The organism is Massilia sp. P2_C2 (assembly GCF_056404615.1).
In genome coordinates, this window is the sequence record NZ_JBFUDR010000118.1 from 1 (window position 1) to 17,930 (window position 17,930).

Below are 17,930 nucleotides of genomic sequence, written 5' to 3' on the forward strand. Positions count from 1 at the left end.
GCCTGGTAGCCGCTGTCGATGGCCTGCGCCGCGGCGAGGGCCGCGACGACGGTCTTGCCGCTGCCGACGTCGCCCTGCAGCAGGCGCTGCATCGGGTAATCCTCGCGCAGGTCGTGGCGGATCTCTTCGACCACGCGCTGCTGCGCATTCGTCAGTTTGAAGGGCAGGGCTTGCAGGAAGGACTCCGAAAGCGAGCCGACGGCGCTCAGCACGGGCGCCCCTTTTTCGCGCCGGGCCTGCTGTGCGCGTTTCAGCGACAGCTGCTGCGCGAGCAGTTCGTCGAACTTCACGCGCGTCCACGCGGGGTGGCTGCGTTCCGTCAGCGCGTGCTCGTCGACGTCCGGCGGCGGATAGTGCAGCAGGCGCACGGCCGGCTGGAATTCGGCCAGGTTCAGCTTCTCGCGCACGGCGCGCGGCACGGTGTCGGTCCAGTCCACACGCTTCATCGCATCCGCGATCGCGCGCCGCAGCACCGTCTGCGACAGCCCTTCGCCGGACGGGTACACGGGCGTGAGCGACGTCGGCAGCGGCGCGCCCTCGTTGACGACCTTATATGCCGGGTGAACCATCTCGGCACCGAAGAAGCCATGCCGGACCTCGCTGCGGGCGCGCACGCGCGTGCCCTCGGCCAGTTGCTTCACCTGGCTACCGTAGAAATTCATGAAGCGCAGCTGGATGTCCGAGGTCTCGTCGGCGATGGTCACCAGCAGCTGGCGCCGCGGTTTGTAGGCGATCTCGTTCTTGACCACCACGCCTTCGACCTGCGCGACATGGCCGCCGCGCAGGCAGGCTTCGCGGATGGGCACGATCTGCGTCTCGTCCTCGTAGCGCATCGGCAGGTGCAGCACGAGGTCCATGTCCGTGTGCAGGCCGAGCCTGGCGAGCTTGCTCTCGATGCTTTTCGGTGCTGTCCTGGCTGCGGCTTTGGCCGCCGGTTTGGCGTTCGTGGCTGGCATGGCGGTTCGTGGGGTGCGTGTTGTCGGCTTATCAGTATTTRCGCATAACGGTTCGCATGCGCCCGCAGGCTGAAATCCGGGTGTAAAATAATGGGTTCGCCGCACGCTGTAGCCCATATTGTAAGGCTCTATGAGCTGTTTTTCCCAGATGAGCAAAACGTACTCCCTTTCCGACTTCGATTTCGACCTGCCGCCCGAGCGCGTCGCCCAGGTGCCGCTGCCCGACCGCAGCGCGTCGCGCCTGCTGCAGCTGGATGGCGACCGCATCACCGACCGGCATTTCGCCGACATCGTCGACCAATTGCAGGCCGGCGACACGCTCGTGATGAACAACACCCGGGTGCTGAAGGCGCGCTTCTTCGGCCAGAAAGACACCGGCGGCCAGGTCGAGGTGCTCGTCGAGCGCGTGCTGGATCCGCGCACGGTGCTCGCGCAGGTGCGCGCGTCGAAGTCGCCCAGGCCCGGCTCGCGCATCCGCCTGGCCGGCGCGTTCGAGGTCGGCGTCGGCGAGCGCGCCGGCGAGTTCTTCACCCTGCACTTCGACGGCGACGTGTTCGAACTGATCGAGGCCCACGGCCGCCTGCCGCTGCCGCCGTACATCGAGCAYGATGCCGACGACTTCGACGAACAGCGTTACCAGACCGTCTATTCGAAGGAGCCGGGTGCCGTCGCCGCGCCGACGGCCGGCCTGCACTTCGACCAGCCACTGCTCGACAAGGTCGTCGCGAAGGGCGTGCGCATCGCCTACGTCACCTTGCACGTCGGCGCCGGCACGTTCCAGCCGGTGCGCGTGGAAAACCTCGCCGAGCACAAGATGCACAGCGAGTGGTACACGATCCCGCAAGAGACCGTCGAGGCCGTGCGCGCCGCGCGGGCAGCCGGACGCGACGTCGTGGCGGTCGGCACCACGTCGCTGCGCGCGCTGGAATCGGCGTCGCAGTCGGGCGAACTCGCGGCCGGCAGCGGCGACACCAACCTGTTCATCACCCCGGGCTATCTGTTCAAGACGGTCACCCGGCTGATCACCAACTTCCACCTGCCCAAGTCGACGCTGATGATGCTCGTCTCGGCCTTTGCCGGCTACGACGAAATCCGCAAGGCCTATGCGCACGCGATCGCTTGCGAATACCGCTTCTTCAGCTACGGCGACGCCATGTTGTTGACGACGCACTCGCGCGCAACCAAGGACACGAATTAAACCCATGCTCGAATTCACCCTACTCAAGAAAGACACGAGCGGCCTGTCGCATGCCCGCCGCGGCCGTTTGAAACTGAACCACGGCACCATCGAGACGCCGATCTTCATGCCGGTCGGGACCTATGGCTCCGTCAAGGCGATGGCGCCGAACGAATTGAAGGAAGTCGGTTCGCAGATCATCCTCGGCAATACCTTCCACCTGTGGCTGCGCCCGGGTACGCAGGTCATGGACAAGTTCGGCGGCCTGCACGGCTTTATGGGCTGGGACAAGCCGATCCTCACCGACTCCGGCGGCTTCCAGGTGTTTTCGCTGGGCGCGATGCGCAAGATCACGGAAGAGGGTGTGAAGTTCGCGTCGCCGATCGACGGCTCGCGCCAGTTCCTGTCGCCCGAGATCTCGATGCAGATCCAGCGCTCGCTGAACTCCGACATCGTCATGCAGTTCGACGAGTGCACGCCGTACGAGATCGACGGCCGTCCGGCCACGAGCGAGGAAGCGGCCAAGTCGATGCGCATGTCGCTGCGCTGGGCCCAGCGTTCGATGAACGAATTCCAGAAGGGCGAAAATCCGAACGCGCTGTTCGGCATCGTCCAGGGCGGTATGTACGAGCGCCTGCGCGACGAGTCGCTGGCGGGCCTGGAAGAGATCGGTTTCCCGGGGCTGGCCATCGGCGGCCTGTCGGTGGGCGAGCCGAAGGARGACATGATGCGCGTGTTGCAGCACGTCGGCCCGCGCCTGCCGGAACACAAGCCGCACTACCTGATGGGCGTCGGTACGCCGGAAGACCTGGTGGACGGCGTGGCGAACGGCATCGACATGTTCGACTGCGTGATGCCGACCCGGAACGCGCGCAACGGCTGGCTGTTCACCCGCTTCGGCGACCTGAAGATCAAGAATGCCCGCTACAAGGACGACCCCTCGCCGCTGGACGAGACGTGCTCGTGCTACTGCTGCAAGAACTTCTCGCGCGCTTATCTGCACCACCTGCACCGCTCCAAGGAGATACTGGGGGCGCGGCTCAACACCATCCACAACCTGCACTACTACCTGAACCTCATGCAGGAGATCCGCGATGCCATCGATGCGGATCGGTTCAACGAGTTCCGCGTGCAGTTCAACGCGGACCGCGCGCGGGGTGTTTGAGCCACATCGACCGCGGCGTTACGTAGGGTGGGCATTTGAGGCCGGGGGGGATTGATGCCGGGGGCATCAATCCAATGAAACGTGCCCACGCGTGACGTTCGCGTCATGTTGGCGTCCGCGTGGGCACGGGGGTGCCCACCCTACGAATTAATTTTCCGATAACTCTTGCATTTGGGCACGTCGATCCCACATGGCGGGAAACTGGCTGTTGACAGTTTGCCGGTGCTAGAATACAGCGCTTGTTTTTTCACTTAATACAATCGGAGTCCTTGTGTTCATTTCCAACGCTTACGCGCAAACCGCCGGTGCCGCCGATCCGGGTCTGATGGGTAACCTCACCACGTTCGCCCCGCTGATCCTGATGTTCGTGGTCATGTATTTCCTCATGATCCGTCCGCAGCAGAAGCGCCAGAAAGAGCTGAAAACCATGATGGACGCGCTGGCCAAGGGCGACGAAGTCATCACCGTCGGCGGCATGCTGGGCCGTGTGACCAAGGTGACCGACACGTACGTGAACGTCGAAATCGCGGCCGGTACCGAAGTGGTGGTGCAGAAGAATGCCGTGACCGCGCTGCTGCCGAAGGGCACGCTGAAGTCCCTGTAATCCGGCCGCGCGGCCCGCGCCGCGCTCCCCGCCGATCCTGAACGCTGGAACATCATGAATCGTTACCCCCTCTGGAAATACATACTGATCCTCGTGACAGTGCTGCTTGGCCTGCTGTATACGGCGCCCAATTATTTCGTCGATTCGCCGGCCCTGCAGGTGACGACCTCCAAGGCGACCGTCAAGGTCAACAGCGACACGGTCACGCGGGTTGCCGACGCGCTCAAGCGCGAAGGTATTCCTGCCGACGCCGTGGGTCTGGAAGGCTCGGGCGACAGCGCTTCCGTGCGCGCGCGCTTCGCAACCCCCGATATCCAGTTCAAGGCCAAGACGGCGCTCGAGCGCGACCTGAACCGTGACCCGGCCGACCCCGACTACATCGTCACCGTCAACCTGGTCAAGAACACCCCGGCCTGGATGCAGGCCATCAACGCCAAGCCGCTGAACCTGGGTCTCGACCTGCGCGGCGGCGTGCACTTCCTGTTGCAGGTGGATGCGAAGGCCGTGCAGGAGACCCGCATCAAGAGCGTCCTGTCCAGCGTCCGCGGCGAGCTGCGCGACAAGAGCGTGCGCCACGCCGGTATCGATCGTATCGGCAACAACGTCGAGATCAGGTTCCGTGACGAGGCCACCCGCACGCAGGCGCGCAACGTGCTGGCCGCCCAGAACGCCGACCTGGCATTCTCCGACGCCGCCGACGGCTCCGACCTGAAGCTGGTCGTGACCCTGAWGCCGGCCGCGCTGCAGCGCGTGGTGGAAGAGGGCGTCAAGCAGAACATCGCCGCGCTGAGCAAGCGTATCAACGAACTGGGCGTGAGCGAGCCCGTGATCCAGCAACAGGGCCGCGACCGCATCGTCGTCCAGCTGCCGGGCGTGCAGGACGTCGCCCACGCCAAGGACATCATCGGCCGCACCGCCACGCTGGAATTCCGCGTGACCGACGACACCGTCACGCCGGGCACCGAGCTGTCCGCCGCAGTCCCGCTGAATTCGGAACTGTTCACCGAAGGCCAGGGCGCGCCGGTCGTCGTGTCGAAGGACGTGCTCGTGAGCGGCGAATCGGTCGTCAACGCCGTCGCCGGCTTCGACGAGAACCAGCGTCCGGCCGTGAACATCGAGCTGAACGCCGAAGGCGGCCGCAAGATGCGCGCCATGACGCGCGAGCGCGTCGGCAAGCGCATGGCCACGCTGCTGAAGGAAAAAGGCAAGTACAACGTGCTGCAGGTCGCGACCGTCCAGAGCGAATTCGGCTCGAACTTCCGGACCACCGGCATGGCCAGCCCGCAGGCTGCCGCCGAGCTGGCGCTGCTGCTGCGCGCCGGCGCGCTGTCGGCCCCGATGGAATTCGTCGAGGAACGGGTCGTCGGCCCGCAGCTGGGTGCCGAGAACATCGCCAAGGGCCTGCATTCCACGCTGTGGGGCTTCGTGGCGATCGCGATCTTCATGGTCATCTATTACCAGCTGTTCGGCTTCTTCAGCGTCGTCGCGCTGGCCTGCAACCTGCTGTTCCTGCTGGCCCTGCTGTCGATGCTGGGCGCCACGCTGACCCTGCCGGGTATCGCGGCAATCGCGCTGGCGCTCGGTATGGCGATCGACGCCAACGTGCTGATCAACGAACGCATCCGCGAGGAACTGCGTGCGGGTAACACGCCGCAGGCGGCGATCTCGGCCGGCTTCAGCCATGCCTGGGCGACCATCCTCGACTCGAACGTGACGACCCTCATCGTCGGCCTGGCGCTGCTGGTGTTCGGTTCGGGCGCCGTGCGCGGCTTTGCCGTCGTGCACTGCCTGGGCATCCTGACGTCGATGTTCTCGGCCGTGTTCCTGTCGCGCGGCGTCGTGAACCTGTGGTATGGCCGCAAGAAGAAGCTGGGCAAGATCGCCATCGGCACCGTGTGGAACGCGGACGCCGCCGCGGCCAGGACGGCCGTCAAGAAAGGATAACCGGGGTAGAACATGGAATTTTTCAAGATTAAACGGGACATCCCGTTCATGCGCCACGCGTTGATCTTCAACGTGATCTCGGCGCTGACCTTCGTCGCCGCGGTGTTCTTCCTGATGACCAAGGGCCTGCACTTCTCGGTCGAGTTCACCGGCGGTACCGTGATGGAACTGCGGTATCCGCATGCGGCCGACCAGGAAAAGATCCGCCGCAGCCTGGAACAACTGGGCTACGAGCAGCCTGAAGTGACGAGCTTCGGCACCGCGCAGGACGTCATGCTGCGCCTGCCGATCCGCCAGGGCGTGGCCTCTGCGAACACGTCGGCCACGGTGTTCAACACACTGTGCGCGGCGGAAGCCGGTGCGCCGAAGCAGGTCCAGCACGTCACCGACAAGGGCGAGAACGTCACCCGTTCCAGCTGCGTCAACGCGGCGGGCGCGGAAGTGGTCAGCCTGCAGCGCGTGGAATTCGTCGGTCCGCAGGTCGGCGACGAGCTGGCGCAGAACGGCCTGAACGCGCTGATCATGGTCGTCGTCGGCGTGATGCTCTACCTGGCCGTGCGCTTCGAATGGAAGTTCGCCGTGGCCGCGATCGTCGCCAACCTGCACGACGTCGTCATCATCCTGGGCTTCTTCGCCTTCTTCCAGTGGGAGTTCTCGCTGACCGTGCTGGCCGCCGTGCTCGCCGTGCTGGGTTACTCCGTCAACGAATCCGTCGTGATCTTCGACCGGATCCGCGAGACCTTCCGCAAGGAGCGCAAGCTGACCGTGACCCAGGTCATCGACCACGCGATCACGAGCACGATCTCGCGTACCATCATCACCCACGGCTGTACCGAGATGATGGTGTTGTCGATGCTGTTCTTCGGCGGCCAGACGCTGCACTACTTCGCGATCGCGCTGACCATCGGCATCCTGTTCGGCATTTACTCGTCCGTGTTCGTGGCGGCGGCCATCGCCATGTGGCTGGGCGTCAAGCGTGAAGACCTGATCAAGCCGATCAAGGCCAAGGACGAAACGGACGGCGCCGTCGTGTAATCACGGCGCATCCGCAAAGCAAAAGCCGCCCGGCCTGGCCGTGGCGGCTTTTTGTTTTCGTGGGTTGATATAAAAGATTTATCTTTGTGTGAAACAGCGCACAGAGCACTTTGCGGCGCTGTCCTAATATGAACTCGTCTCTTTCAGGACATCCCTAGTTTTGGACTTCACCCGCTCCCGCAAGGAGCGGGTTTTTTTTGTCCGTCGGGGTAGGGCGCTCAGATAGGTTCCCGGCACCTGGGTAGCGAGACCGCCCGCTCCTGACTCGGTATGCGACGTTGTTGCTCTCAGAATAAGAAAGATGCTTTGTTAGGCGGCGCAAGGCAAAATATTTAACAAATGTGTGTCAACGCACAGAGCATTTAGGCGCCGGGAACTAAGATGAAATTGTCTCTTTCAGGACATCCCTAGTTTTGGACTTGGCCCGCTCCCCGGAGCGGGCATTTTTTTCTGGACGAGGCTCAAAAAAACGCCCCGGGTTAGAACAAGTCGTCCGGAACTTAGCTAATCTCCGTGCGGTCTTATACAAAATAAACAAGCTCGTTCCCATCAGCACGGCCGTCAAAGCCATCGGTGTCTTGACCAACACCAGTGTAAAGAACGCCCAATGCTTGTAGCACACCGCATCCGACTGGATCCGAACAACGTGCAGGCGACTTATTTGGCGCGCGCTGCGGGCACCGCCCGCTTCGCGTACAACTGGGCGCTAAGCCAGTGGCAAAGACAATATGAAGCCTGCAAGGCCGACCCGACGCTGACCAAACCGTCCGAAGCGGCGTTGCGGCGCCAGCTCAACAGCATCAAGCGCGAGCAATTCCCGTGGATGCTCGAGGTCACCAAGAACGCACGGCAGATGGCCATCATGCAGCTCGGACGGGCCTTTGAGAATTTCTTCGCCGGGAGGGACCGTTATCCGAGATTTCGCAGGAAAGGACGGGATGACCGGTTCACGATCAGCAATGATCAATTCCGAATCGAAGGCCGGCATATCCGCATCCCGAAGCTGGGCTGGGTCCGTATGCGCGAGACATTGCGCTTTGCAGGCAAGGTCGTCTCCGCATCAGTCGCGCGCGTCGCCGACCACTGGTATGCAAGCATCACCGTTGATACTTCCGACCCACCTGTTCTCGAAGACCTCAACGTCAAGGGCATGCTGGGCAACCGGCACCTGGCGCGGGCCATTGCCGACATGGGGTTTTATGAACTACGCCGCCAGCTCCAGTACAAGGCGGCCTGGCGTGGCGGGCAGGTCGTACTGGTCGATCGTTGGTTCCCGAGTAGCAAGTTGTGTTCGTGCTGTGCGTATCGTCTGGAATCGCTCGGCCTGGATATGCGGCACTGGACCTGCCCAGGTTGCGGGGCGTTGAACGACCGCGACGTGAACGCGGCGATCAATCTGAGGAATGTGGCGGTCAGTTCGACCGCATCGGCCTGTAGAGGGGAAGGCCCTGGCACTGTGCGCGAGCGCAGGGTGAAACCGGCCCCGGCGAAGCAGGAATCCAACGGCAAAGTTAACTTAGGCTAACTTTGCGTAAGTTTGGAGGAACGGCGCAGGGAGGGGTGGGGGCGCTGCGGCCCGACGGGCCGCAGCAGAATCAGACGCTATGACTCAGAAGCCGTACTTCAGGCCCACGGTGTACACGTCGGCCTTGGCGCCGAACGCCTTGTCCTTGCCGTAGCGTTCGTACTCGGCGTTCACGGCCAGCTTTTCGTTCAACTTGTACTCGACGCCGACGCCGCCATACAGGCCGGTGTCATAGTTGTTGACCTGGCTGCCCAGCGAGTCACTGTATTTGCGCTCGTTGTACGACACGCCCAGCTTGCCGTAGCCGGAGAAGCGGTCACCCAGCGGGACGGTGTACTTGCCGGCGACATAGKTGCCGGAACCTTTCACGTTGCCGATGCCGGCGTTTTCTTTGCCGAAGTCGGTGTAGCCCGCTTCGACGCCCCAGTTCTGGTCGACGTCATAGCCGCCGTAGATCTTGGCGTTGGTCTTGTACTCGTCGACCGACTTGTTGTCCGCCGTGGCGGCGCCGACGCCGATATACGCTTGCGGCTTGGAGGCGGGGATCGTCTGGGCATGAGCGGCGCCCACGGCGGCGGTGGTGGCGAACAGTGCGAGCAGCAGTTTTTTCATGTTTCACTCCTTGGTGGTCTCGGGCTCGCGATTCATTGTGAATCGCAATATGGTCAAGATATCACCATGTTTCCCTGAGAGAAGTACTCAAACGGTAAGGAATGTAACAAGATGAAAACAATTGACTGGAAAGTCACATATGTGCGAAACGACGCCGGCCGCGCGAAGCGGCCGGTGCAAGAAACACAAAGGGACTCAGGCCAGCGCGGCCGTGAGACTGCGCACCTCATCCTCCGATTCCTGGAGGATGGCCGACAGCGTGCCTTCGCCGACGGCGAAGTCGATGGTGGCGCCGACCTGCAGCCCGGCGACGCCCGGATCGCGCTCCAGCAGTGGAGACGCGACGGGCGACAGGTCGTTCGCCAGCAGCAGCGTGTCGCCCAGGGTTTCCGGCGGCAGGGCGCGCATGCCGTTCCACAGGGCCTCGATGGCGCCCATGACCGGTGCAGGCACACCCAGCTTGAGCAGGACGCCGCGGCCGATGGCCGTTTCGCCGTGCTCGATCCATTCGTCGGCGCCGCCGTCCAGCAGGCCCGGGAATTCCGGCGCACGCGACAGCAGATAAAAGCCGCCGACTTCGTGCACGATGCCGGCGAACATCGCCGTTTCCGGATCGACATGCGAGACGCGCCGCGCGATCACCTGCGACAGCGCGGCCACGTGGGTCGAGTGCAGCCACARCTGGTCGGCCCGGGCGCGCAGGTCAGGGTCGTGGATGCCGCTGGCCAGCTGGCGCACGATCACGGCCGCGGCCAGCGCGCCCAAGGTGCGGAAGCCCACGCGCGCCACGGCGGCCTTGACGTTGGTGACGTCGTTGCCGAAGCGGTTATAGGCGGCCGAGTTGGCGATGGCGACCGTGCGCGCGGCCAGCAGCGGTTCCGTCTGCACGAGGCGCGCCGCCTCGTCGATGTGGCAGTCGGGATCGGCCAGCGCGCGCTGCAGCTTCAGCGTCGCGTCGACATGGGTGGGGAAATGGAGGTCGCCGCGCCCGGCTTGCGCGGCAATGTTCTTGAGGGCGTCGATTCTATCCATGGGAAAAAATTATACCCCCGGGCAGGCCGTCAGGGTTCGCTGAAAATGGCGTCGCAGCCGTCCTTCGGTTCCTCGGTGTCCTGCAGCTCATCGATCAGGCCGAGGTCGAACAATTCCTCGACCGCATTCATGAAGCTGTTCAGCGTGCCGGCGCCGATCAGGCGATAGATGTCGCCGGCGTCGTTGCGCACGCCGATCAGCATCGGTTCGTCGCGCACCTCGGCGGGTGGGGCCACGTCCAGCAGCAGGTTGCCGATGATGTGTTTATCGAAATGAGGAGGTTTTTTACCTTCGAGCAGGGCAGTCTTCATGTCATCTTTCGTCGACGGGAGCGTGTCCCGCCCGGGGTTCGCCAGGCGCTTGCGCCGCCAGATCCGTGCCGTCGAGCCGGGTGCGCAGGCGGCGCAATGCATGGTCCAGTTGTTCGAAATCGCCGTCGCCATAATCGGCGAACAGCTGCTTGCCGTGCGCGACCACGTCCGGAAACGCCACGCCGAACAGCGTGTCGCCGGCCGCCGTCAGGCGCACTTGGAACGAGCGCCGGTCGTCGCGATTGCGCACGCGCTCGACCAGTCCTTTCTGTTCCAGACGGTCGATCACGCCGGTCAATGTGCCCTTCGTGATCAGTGTGCGCTCGCCCAGCTCCTTGTAGGTCATGCCGGGCGTGTTGCCGAGGGTGGCGATGATGTCGAATTGCGGATGCGTCAGCCCATGCCGACGCACCGGTTCCGCGACGAAGCGCTCGAACCCTTGCAGGCACTCGGCCAGCAGGCGCACACTCTTCAGATATCGTTCACCCATGAAACGATTATAGCCGTCCGCGCGGCGCCCGATTGCAATGTGATGGCCAATCTTGCGTGCTTCCCGCTTGCCTCCCCATTTGCGGCCACGCCCGTTACCATAGCAATCTTGCCAGACTTTATTGAAACCTTCATGACCCAGCATGTGCGTGGCATTTTCGCCCTCGTCGTTGTCGTCCTCGTATGGGGAACGACATTTCCCGCGATGAAGGAATTGACGGCTTATTTTTCTCCTGTCTGGATCATCCTGTCCCGTTTTGCCATCGCGGCGCTGTTGCTGGCGCCGTTCCTGTGGCGTGCGCGCCGCGCGGATCTCGTCTCCGGCGCCACACTCGGCCTGTTGCTGTTCTTCTGCTACCTGTTCCAGGTCGAGGGCCTGGCGCTGACGACGTCCAACCGCAACGCCTTCATCTGCGGCCTGAACGTGCTCGTCGTGCCGTTGCTGGGTCTGCTGGGCGGGCGCCTGCCGGAGCGCCGCATCGTCGTCGCGCTGGGGTTCGCGGTGGCCGGACTCGTCGTGCTGTGCTGGGATGGCGATGGCGGCTGGGGCCGCGGCGACACGCTCGCGCTGCTGGCCGCCCTGACGTTCGGCGCCTACATCGAGGTCATGGAGATTTATACGCGGCGTGCGGTGCGCCTGATGACCGTGACGGCCGCGCAGATCGTCACCGTCGCCGTGTGTGCGGGGCTGTGGCTGCTCGTGCGGGAGGTGCCGCGTGGCGCCGTCGCCGGCCTTGAGGAAGCGGCGAACTACTGGGCCTATATCGGCCATGGGCTGCTGCATTACGCGCCGAATTTCGCCTATCTCGGCGTGCTGTGCACGGCCGGCATCATCTCGCTGCAGACGTGGGGCCAGGCACGCACGAGCGCCAACGAGGCGGCCGTCATCTACGCGTTCGAGCCCGGCGGCGCCGCGTTCTTCGCGTATTTCTGGCTCGGCGAGGCGATGGGCGGGCGAGGGTGGCTCGGCGCGGCATTGTTGATCTCCGGTATGATTGTCAGCCAATGGAATGCCGAAAGCCGGCCGGCCACCGCGCTTGCCCCCGAGTGATGACCACTGTTTGTCCTGATGCAGCACGCTGAACTGTCCAGCCTCGCGCGGGAGGCGCCGCTGCGCGTGCTGCTCGTGCATGCGGGCGAGCCGGATTCGCTCACGTGGTCCGGCCTCGTGCAGCCGCTGCGCCTGGCGGCCAAGGTGCTGGGACCGGCGCACCTGCACGTGGACGTGCGCAGTCCCGATAAATTCACGGCCGACCAGCGTCACTGGCACCTCGTGCTGCTCGTCGCCGACGAATCCGAGGCCGGCCTGCGTCCCGCCAACCTGCGCGCCCTCGTCGCGCGCTGCCGCGCGGCGCCCTGCTGGGGCGGGGTCGGCGCCGGCGTGCTGTGGCTGGCGGAGGCGGGCGCGCTGAACGGCGTGCGCGCGGCCTTGCCGTGGTCGCTGTATCCGGACGTCGACATGCGCGCCGACGAGGCCCTGCTCAGCCCGCACCTGTACGAGATCGACGGCGCACGCCTCACGTGCTGCGGCGGCGCGGCCAGCATCGACTTTTCTCTCACCCTCGTCGACCTGCTGTTCGGCGCGACGGCCCAGGCGCAGGTCAAGGAAATCCTGTGCGTGGACCGCGTGCGCGGCCCGGACGAGCGCCAGCGCGTGGCACTGCAGGCCCGCTTCGGCGTGCTGCAGCCCAAGCTGACGGAAGCCGTCACCCTGATGGAAGCGAATATCGAGGAACCGCTGTCCACCGACGAGATCGCCCAGCTGGCGGGCGTGTCGCGCCGCCAGCTGGAGCGCCTGTTCAAGCAATACCTGGGCAGCCTGCCGTCGCGCTACTACCTCGAACTGCGCCTGCAGCGCGCGCGCCAGCTGCTGCGCGACACCAACCACTCCATCGTGCAGGTGGGCCTGATGTGCGGATTCTCGTCCGGTTCCCACTTTTCCACCGCCTTTGGCGCCCTGTTCGGCAATACCCCCCGCGAAGAACGCCAGCGCAAACTGAGCCAATAAATTCGGGGTCAGAGCACATTATTTCTGTGAAGTCGTCGATGTTGTGTGGCGTAGCCCGAGCATCGACGTTGATTTGACGAAGTTTGCAAATAAAAGGGGTCTGACCCCGAATTTGGGCAATTGTTGCTCGTCCAAAAATGAAAATGCCTGTCGCAGATTGGAAAGAACGACAAGGATAGCCTTCTCTATAATGAGTCGCTCGGCGCGGCTGCTGGAGTCCGCGCAATCTTTTATTTGGATGAGGAAAACGTCATGAATGCTAAGCTCGACTCGGGTGTCACCACGCGGCCTGTCACACGCCAGACTTACGACGAGGTGCTCGTCCCGACCTATGCACCCGCCGCGATGGTGCCCGTGCGCGCTTCGGGCCTCGACGTCTGGGATCAGGAAGGCAAGCATTATCTCGACTTCACCTCCGGCATCGCCGTCAGCAGCCTGGGTCATTGCAACCCGGTCGTCGTCGAGGCGCTGACCCGCCAGGCCAATACCCTGTGGCACGTCGGCAATGGCTACACGAACGAGCCGGTGCTGCGCCTGGCCTCGGCCCTGATCGAGGCCACGTTCGCCGAGCGCTGCTTCTTCGCCAACTCGGGCGCGGAAGCCAACGAAGCCGCGCTGAAGCTGGCCCGGAAGTACGCGCATGGCAAGTTCGGTCCGCACAAGTCGCGCATCGTGTCGTGCTATTCCTCGTTCCACGGCCGTACGCTGTTCACCGTGTCGGTCGGCGGCCAGTCGAAGTACACCGAAGGCTTCGAGCCGCTGCCGCCGGAAATCAACCACATCGACTACAACGACATCGAGTCCGCGCGCGCCGCGATCGGCGATGACGTGGCGGCCGTGATCGTGGAACCGATCCAGGGCGAGGGCGGCGTGATTCCGGGCGACATCGAATTCCTCAAGACGCTGCGCGAGCTGTGCGACAAGACCGGCGCCCTGCTGGTGTTCGACGAAGTGCAGTCGGGCGTGGGCCGCACCGGCGCGCTGTTCGACTACATGAACGTGGGCGTGACCCCGGACATCCTGACGTCGGCCAAGGCCCTGGGCAACGGCTACCCGATCGGCGCCATGCTGACGACCAACGAGGTCGCCCAGCACCTGGGCGTCGGCAGCCACGGCACCACGTACGGCGGTAATCCGCTGGCGACGTCGGTGGCGCTGGCCGTGATCGAGCAGATCAACCAGCCGGCGTTCCTGGCGCGCGTGCGGGAAGCGGCCGCCAAGGTGATGGCGAACCTGGAGAAGCTGGCCGCCGACTACCCGCAGCTGTTCGCCAAGCCGCGCGGCAAGGGCCTCCTGATCGGCCTGCCGATGGCCGAAGGCTACAAGGGCAAATCGAAGGACTATACGAAGGTCGCGGAAAAGCTCGGCCTGATGCTGCTGATCGCCGGCCCGGACGTCGTGCGCCTCGCGCCGGCGCTGGTCGTGTCGGACGAGCAGATCGCGCAAGCGGACAGCATCATGCGCCAGGCCGCCGACGCGTTCCTCGCCGGCTGACCTCCGCACCACCCGGCCGGAAGGGGGGCACCCCAGCCCGGCCGGCTCCGTTCGTTCGATGTCCTTGTCGGGAGAATCCATGTACGTAGTTCGTCCGGTAGAACCAGCGGATGTCGGCGCCCTCGGGACGCTGCTCGCCGCGTCCACGCCGGGAGTGCACACCCTGCCGCGCACGCGCGAGAAGATCGCCGCGTTCGTGGAACGTTCGGTGGCGTCGTTCGCCGCCCACGTCGATATCCCCAGCGAAGAGTCCTACCTGTTCGTGCTCGAAGACGTCGAGTCCCGCGAGCTGGTCGGCACCGCCGCGATCCACGCGTCGGCCGGTTCGAACGGCACCTATTTCGCGTTCCGCAACGACGTGATCCAGCAGGTCTCGCGCGACCTGAACATCAGTCACAGCGTGCATGCGCTCACGCTGTGCTCGGAGCTGACGGCGTATTCGCAGCTGTCCGGCTTCTACATCCGCCACCGCGACACGGCCGGGCGCGAAGCCGCGCTGCTGTCGCGTGCCCGCCTGCTGTATGCCGTGCTGGCGCCGCACCGCTTCGGCGACCGCTTCTTCGTGCCGCTGGCGGGCGTCACCGACGACCGCGGCCAGTCCCCGTTCTGGGATGCGCTGGGCCGCAAATTCTTCAAGATGGACTTCCTCGACGCCGAGCGCACGATCGGCGGCGCCCGCAACCGCACCCTGATCGTCGAGCTGATGCCGCACTATCCCGTGTACGTGCCGCTGCTGCCGGGCCCTGCGCAGGCCGTGATGGGCCAGATCCACCCGAGCGGCCAGCTCGCGTTCGACCTGTTAACGGAAGAGGGCTTCGAGGCCGACGAATATATCGACATCTTCGACGGCGGGCCGATCCTGCAGGCGCACAAGCACGCGCWGCGCTCGTTCTCCGGCTCGATGGTGAGGAAGGTCGCGAACGCCGAACTGCAGCCGCCCACGCGCGGCGGCAAGGCCGGAATGGTCAGCTATGCCGTGGCCAGCAGCGAGCGCAAGTTCCGCGCGACCGTGCTGCCGTGCGACCCGGCCGAAAGCTCGGACGCCATCTGTCTGCCGCCGGCTGCGCGCGAGGCGCTGGGCGTGTCGACCGGCGACAGCGTCATCTGCGTGCGCGTCTGACGTGCAGAACTACCATGAGGAACCCATGCTCGTAATCCGCGCAATCACCCTGAACGACATCGATCCGCTGGTCGAGATGGCGCGCCAGGTCGGCAGCGGCATGACCACGCTGAAGCCGGACCGCGCCATGCTGGGCGAACGCGTCGAGACCGCAGTGGCATCGTTCGCGCAGACGATCCCGCCCGAGGAACGCGACTACATGTTCGTGATGGAAGACACGTCGAACGGCCGTCTGGCCGGGGTGTGCGCCATCAAGGCCGCCGTCGGCCTGAACGAACCGTTTTATAACTACCGCATCGGCACGCTCGTGCACTCCAGCCGCGAGCTGGGCGTGTTTACGCGCATGGACACGCTGTACCTGTCGAACGACCTCACGGGTTCGACGGAACTGTGCTCGCTGTTCCTGATGCCGGAATACCGCACGGGCCATAACGGCAAGTGGCTGTCGAAGAGCCGCTTCCTGTTCATGGCCCAGTTCCAGCACCTGTTCACCGAAAAGATCATCGCCGAGATGCGCGGCTACCAGGCCGAGGACGGCACGTCGCCGTTCTACGAAGGCCTGGGACGGCACTTCTTCAAGATGGATTTCAACCACGTCGACGGCCTTACGGCGCTCGGTAAAAAATCGTTCATCGCCGAACTGATGCCGCGCCAGCCGCTGTACGTGGCCTACCTGCCGGAAGACGCGCAGGCCGTGATCGGCCAGGTGCACCGCTCCACCCTGCCGGCGCGTAAACTGCTGGAACAGGAAGGCATGCACTACGAGGGCTACGTCGACATCTTCGACGCGGGCCCCGTGCTGCAGGGCCGCGTGGCCGAACTGCGCGCCGTACGCGACAGCGTGCTGACGACGGCCACGGAAGGCCACCTTGACGCCGAGTGCGAAGTCACGCTCGTCTCCAACACGAAACTCGACGACTTTCGCATGGTCCTTACCCAGGCCTGCGACAGCGGCCGCAAGGTCGCGCTATCCGTGCGCGAACTCCAACTGCTGCATTGCCAGCCGGGCGACCCCGTCCGCTCCCTGGCTCTCAACGTAAGGAAAAACAATGGCTAATGTATTGAGCTCTAACTGCGCCAACTTCATTGGCGGCGCCTGGCTGGCCGGCAGCGGCCCGCAGCTCGCGACGATCGACCCGTCCACCGGCCGCCAGACCTGGGCCAGCAACGAGTCCACGGCGGAAGACGTCGACCGCGCCGTGAAAGCCGCGTGCGCCGCGTTCGAAGGCTGGGCCCTCACGCCGCTGGAGGAGCGCATCGCGATCTGCCAGCGCTTCCGCGACCTGCTCAAGGAGCATAACGAAGAACTCGCGGCCATCATCGCCGAGGAAGTGGGCAAGCCGTTGTGGGAAGCCCGCACCGAAGTGACCACGATGGCCAATAAGGTCGACATCTCCGTGCAGTCGCATGCCGCGCGCACGGGCGAAACGGCCGCGAAGGTGGCCGACGGCAATGCCGTGCTGCGCCACCGTCCGCATGGCGTGTTTGGCGTGTTCGGACCCTATAACTTTCCGGGCCACTTGCCGAACGGCCACGTCGTGCCCGCGCTGATCGCCGGGAATACGCTCGTGTTCAAGCCGAGCGAATACGCGCCGCGCACCGCCGTGCGCACGGTGCAGCTGTGGGAACAGGCCGGCCTGCCGCAGGGCGTGCTGAACCTCGTGAACGGCGGCCGCGCGACCGGCGTCGCGCTGTCGCAGCACCCGGACGTGGACGGCATCCTGTTCACGGGGAGCAGCCAGACCGGCGTCGCGCTGCATAAACAGTTCGGCGGCCAGCCGGGCAAGATGCTGGCGCTGGAAATGGGTGGCAACAACCCGCTCGTCGTCTGGGGCGTCACCAATATCGACGCGGCCGTGCACCACGCCGTGATGTCCGCCTTCATCTCGGCCGGCCAGCGCTGCACGTGTGCGCGCCGGCTGATCGTGCAGGACGGTCCGCAGGGACAGGCTTTCATCGATCGCCTCGTGGGAGTGTCCGGCAAGCTGGCGGTCGGTCCGTCCAATGCGGACCCGCAGCCGTTCATGGGCCCCGTCGTCTCCGCCGCCGTCGCGAGACGCCTCGTGCAGGCGCAGGAGATGATGGAAGCGCAGGGCGGCAAAGTGCTGCTGCGGATGCGCCAGCTCGATCCGAACGCCGGCTTCGTTACCGCGGGCATCGTCGACGTCACCGACGCGACAGGCATCCCGGACGAAGAGTGGTTCGGCCCGCTGCTGCAGGTGATCCGCGTGGCCGATTTCGACCGCGCCATCGCGGCCGCCAATGCCACGGCGTATGGTCTCGCCGCCGCGCTGCTGTCGCCGTCGGAAGACCTGTGGAAACGCTTCGCGATCAAGGCGCGCGCGGGCGTCGTCAACTGGAACCGTCCGACGACGGGGGCCGCCAGCTCGGCGCCGTTCGGCGGCGTCGGTAAATCGGGCAACCATCGTCCGAGCGCCTACTACGCGGCGGATTACTG

17 protein-coding genes are annotated in these 17,930 nt (G+C 64.7%); 12 read left to right on the forward strand and 5 right to left on the reverse strand.

The genetic code is table 11. The features are described from left to right. On the reverse strand, nt 1-956 hold a 956-nt coding region (locus AC1DYX_RS15265; protein WP_477260196.1), incomplete at its 3' end, for an ATP-dependent DNA helicase RecG. Between the two features lie 148 nt (nt 957-1,104). On the opposite strand from AC1DYX_RS15265, the gene queA reads away from it, so the two are divergent. The 6 genes from queA to AC1DYX_RS15295 all read left to right on the forward strand — a co-directional run bounded on the left by queA (nt 1,105) and on the right by AC1DYX_RS15295 (nt 8,406). Beyond that, the gene (gene queA / locus AC1DYX_RS15270) at nt 1,105-2,154 is read left to right on the forward strand and encodes a tRNA preQ1(34) S-adenosylmethionine ribosyltransferase-isomerase QueA (RefSeq protein WP_477260198.1); all 1,050 of its coding nucleotides are present in this window, start codon (nt 1,105-1,107) and stop codon (nt 2,152-2,154) included. Between the two features lie 4 nt (nt 2,155-2,158). Next, on the forward strand, nt 2,159-3,298 hold the full coding sequence (tgt, locus tag AC1DYX_RS15275; RefSeq protein ID WP_477260200.1) for a tRNA guanosine(34) transglycosylase Tgt: 1,140 nt from the start codon (nt 2,159-2,161) through the stop codon (nt 3,296-3,298). Between the two features lie 271 nt (nt 3,299-3,569). Next, on the forward strand, nt 3,570-3,902 hold the full coding sequence (yajC, locus tag AC1DYX_RS15280; protein ID WP_477260202.1) for a preprotein translocase subunit YajC: 333 nt from the start codon (nt 3,570-3,572) through the stop codon (nt 3,900-3,902). 54 nt (nt 3,903-3,956) lie between these two features. After that, nucleotides 3,957-5,846, forward strand: coding sequence for a protein translocase subunit SecD (gene secD, locus AC1DYX_RS15285; RefSeq protein ID WP_477260204.1), 1,890 nt, complete (start codon nt 3,957-3,959; stop codon nt 5,844-5,846). Between the two features lie 12 nt (nt 5,847-5,858). Next, entirely contained in the window at nt 5,859-6,881 is a 1,023-nt protein-coding gene (secF, locus tag AC1DYX_RS15290; RefSeq protein ID WP_477260206.1) for a protein translocase subunit SecF, read from the forward strand. A gap of 607 nt (nt 6,882-7,488) precedes the next feature. Continuing rightward, nucleotides 7,489-8,406 carry an RNA-guided endonuclease InsQ/TnpB family protein gene (locus AC1DYX_RS15295; protein ID WP_477260208.1) on the forward strand — a complete coding sequence of 306 codons (918 nt, stop codon included), beginning with the start codon at nt 7,489-7,491 and terminating at the stop codon, nt 8,404-8,406. Between the two features lie 84 nt (nt 8,407-8,490). Here the strand turns inward: AC1DYX_RS15295 and AC1DYX_RS15300 are convergent, their stop codons facing one another. The 4 genes from AC1DYX_RS15300 to AC1DYX_RS15315 form a co-directional block, all read right to left on the reverse strand. Continuing rightward, nucleotides 8,491-9,018, reverse strand: a complete 528-nt coding sequence (locus tag AC1DYX_RS15300; protein WP_477260210.1) for a porin family protein — start codon at nt 9,016-9,018, stop codon at nt 8,491-8,493. A 195-nt stretch (nt 9,019-9,213) separates the two neighbouring features. After that, nucleotides 9,214-10,050, reverse strand: coding sequence for an HDOD domain-containing protein (locus AC1DYX_RS15305; protein WP_477260212.1), 837 nt, complete (start codon nt 10,048-10,050; stop codon nt 9,214-9,216). Nucleotides 10,051-10,079: 29 nt separating this feature from the next. After that, nucleotides 10,080-10,361, reverse strand: a complete 282-nt coding sequence (locus AC1DYX_RS15310; protein WP_477260214.1) for a hypothetical protein — start codon at nt 10,359-10,361, stop codon at nt 10,080-10,082. A gap of 1 nt (nt 10,362) precedes the next feature. Continuing rightward, nucleotides 10,363-10,851, reverse strand: a complete 489-nt coding sequence (locus tag AC1DYX_RS15315) for a MarR family winged helix-turn-helix transcriptional regulator (protein ID WP_477260216.1) — start codon at nt 10,849-10,851, stop codon at nt 10,363-10,365. A 132-nt stretch (nt 10,852-10,983) separates the two neighbouring features. Here AC1DYX_RS15315 and AC1DYX_RS15320 point away from each other — a divergent pair, with 132 nt between their 5' ends. The 6 genes from AC1DYX_RS15320 to astD form a co-directional block, all read left to right on the forward strand. Next, nucleotides 10,984-11,901 carry a DMT family transporter gene (locus tag AC1DYX_RS15320; RefSeq protein WP_477260218.1) on the forward strand — a complete coding sequence of 306 codons (918 nt, stop codon included), beginning with the start codon at nt 10,984-10,986 and terminating at the stop codon, nt 11,899-11,901. Nucleotides 11,902-11,919: 18 nt separating this feature from the next. Continuing rightward, complete coding sequence (locus AC1DYX_RS15325) at nt 11,920-12,858, forward strand: GlxA family transcriptional regulator (RefSeq protein ID WP_477260220.1); 939 nt, start codon at nt 11,920-11,922, stop codon at nt 12,856-12,858. A 252-nt stretch (nt 12,859-13,110) separates the two neighbouring features. Then, a complete protein-coding gene (locus tag AC1DYX_RS15330) occupies nt 13,111-14,352 on the forward strand; it encodes an acetylornithine/succinyldiaminopimelate transaminase (RefSeq protein ID WP_477260222.1) in 1,242 nt (413 codons plus the stop codon). 79 nt (nt 14,353-14,431) lie between these two features. Beyond that, a complete protein-coding gene (locus AC1DYX_RS15335; protein ID WP_477260224.1) occupies nt 14,432-15,472 on the forward strand; it encodes an arginine N-succinyltransferase in 1,041 nt (346 codons plus the stop codon). A gap of 25 nt (nt 15,473-15,497) precedes the next feature. After that, a complete protein-coding gene (gene astA / locus AC1DYX_RS15340; RefSeq protein WP_477260226.1) occupies nt 15,498-16,529 on the forward strand; it encodes an arginine N-succinyltransferase in 1,032 nt (343 codons plus the stop codon). After that, on the forward strand, nt 16,522-17,930 hold a 1,409-nt coding region (gene astD, locus AC1DYX_RS15345), incomplete at its 3' end, for a succinylglutamate-semialdehyde dehydrogenase (protein WP_477260228.1). The genes astA and astD, both read left to right, overlap by 8 nt.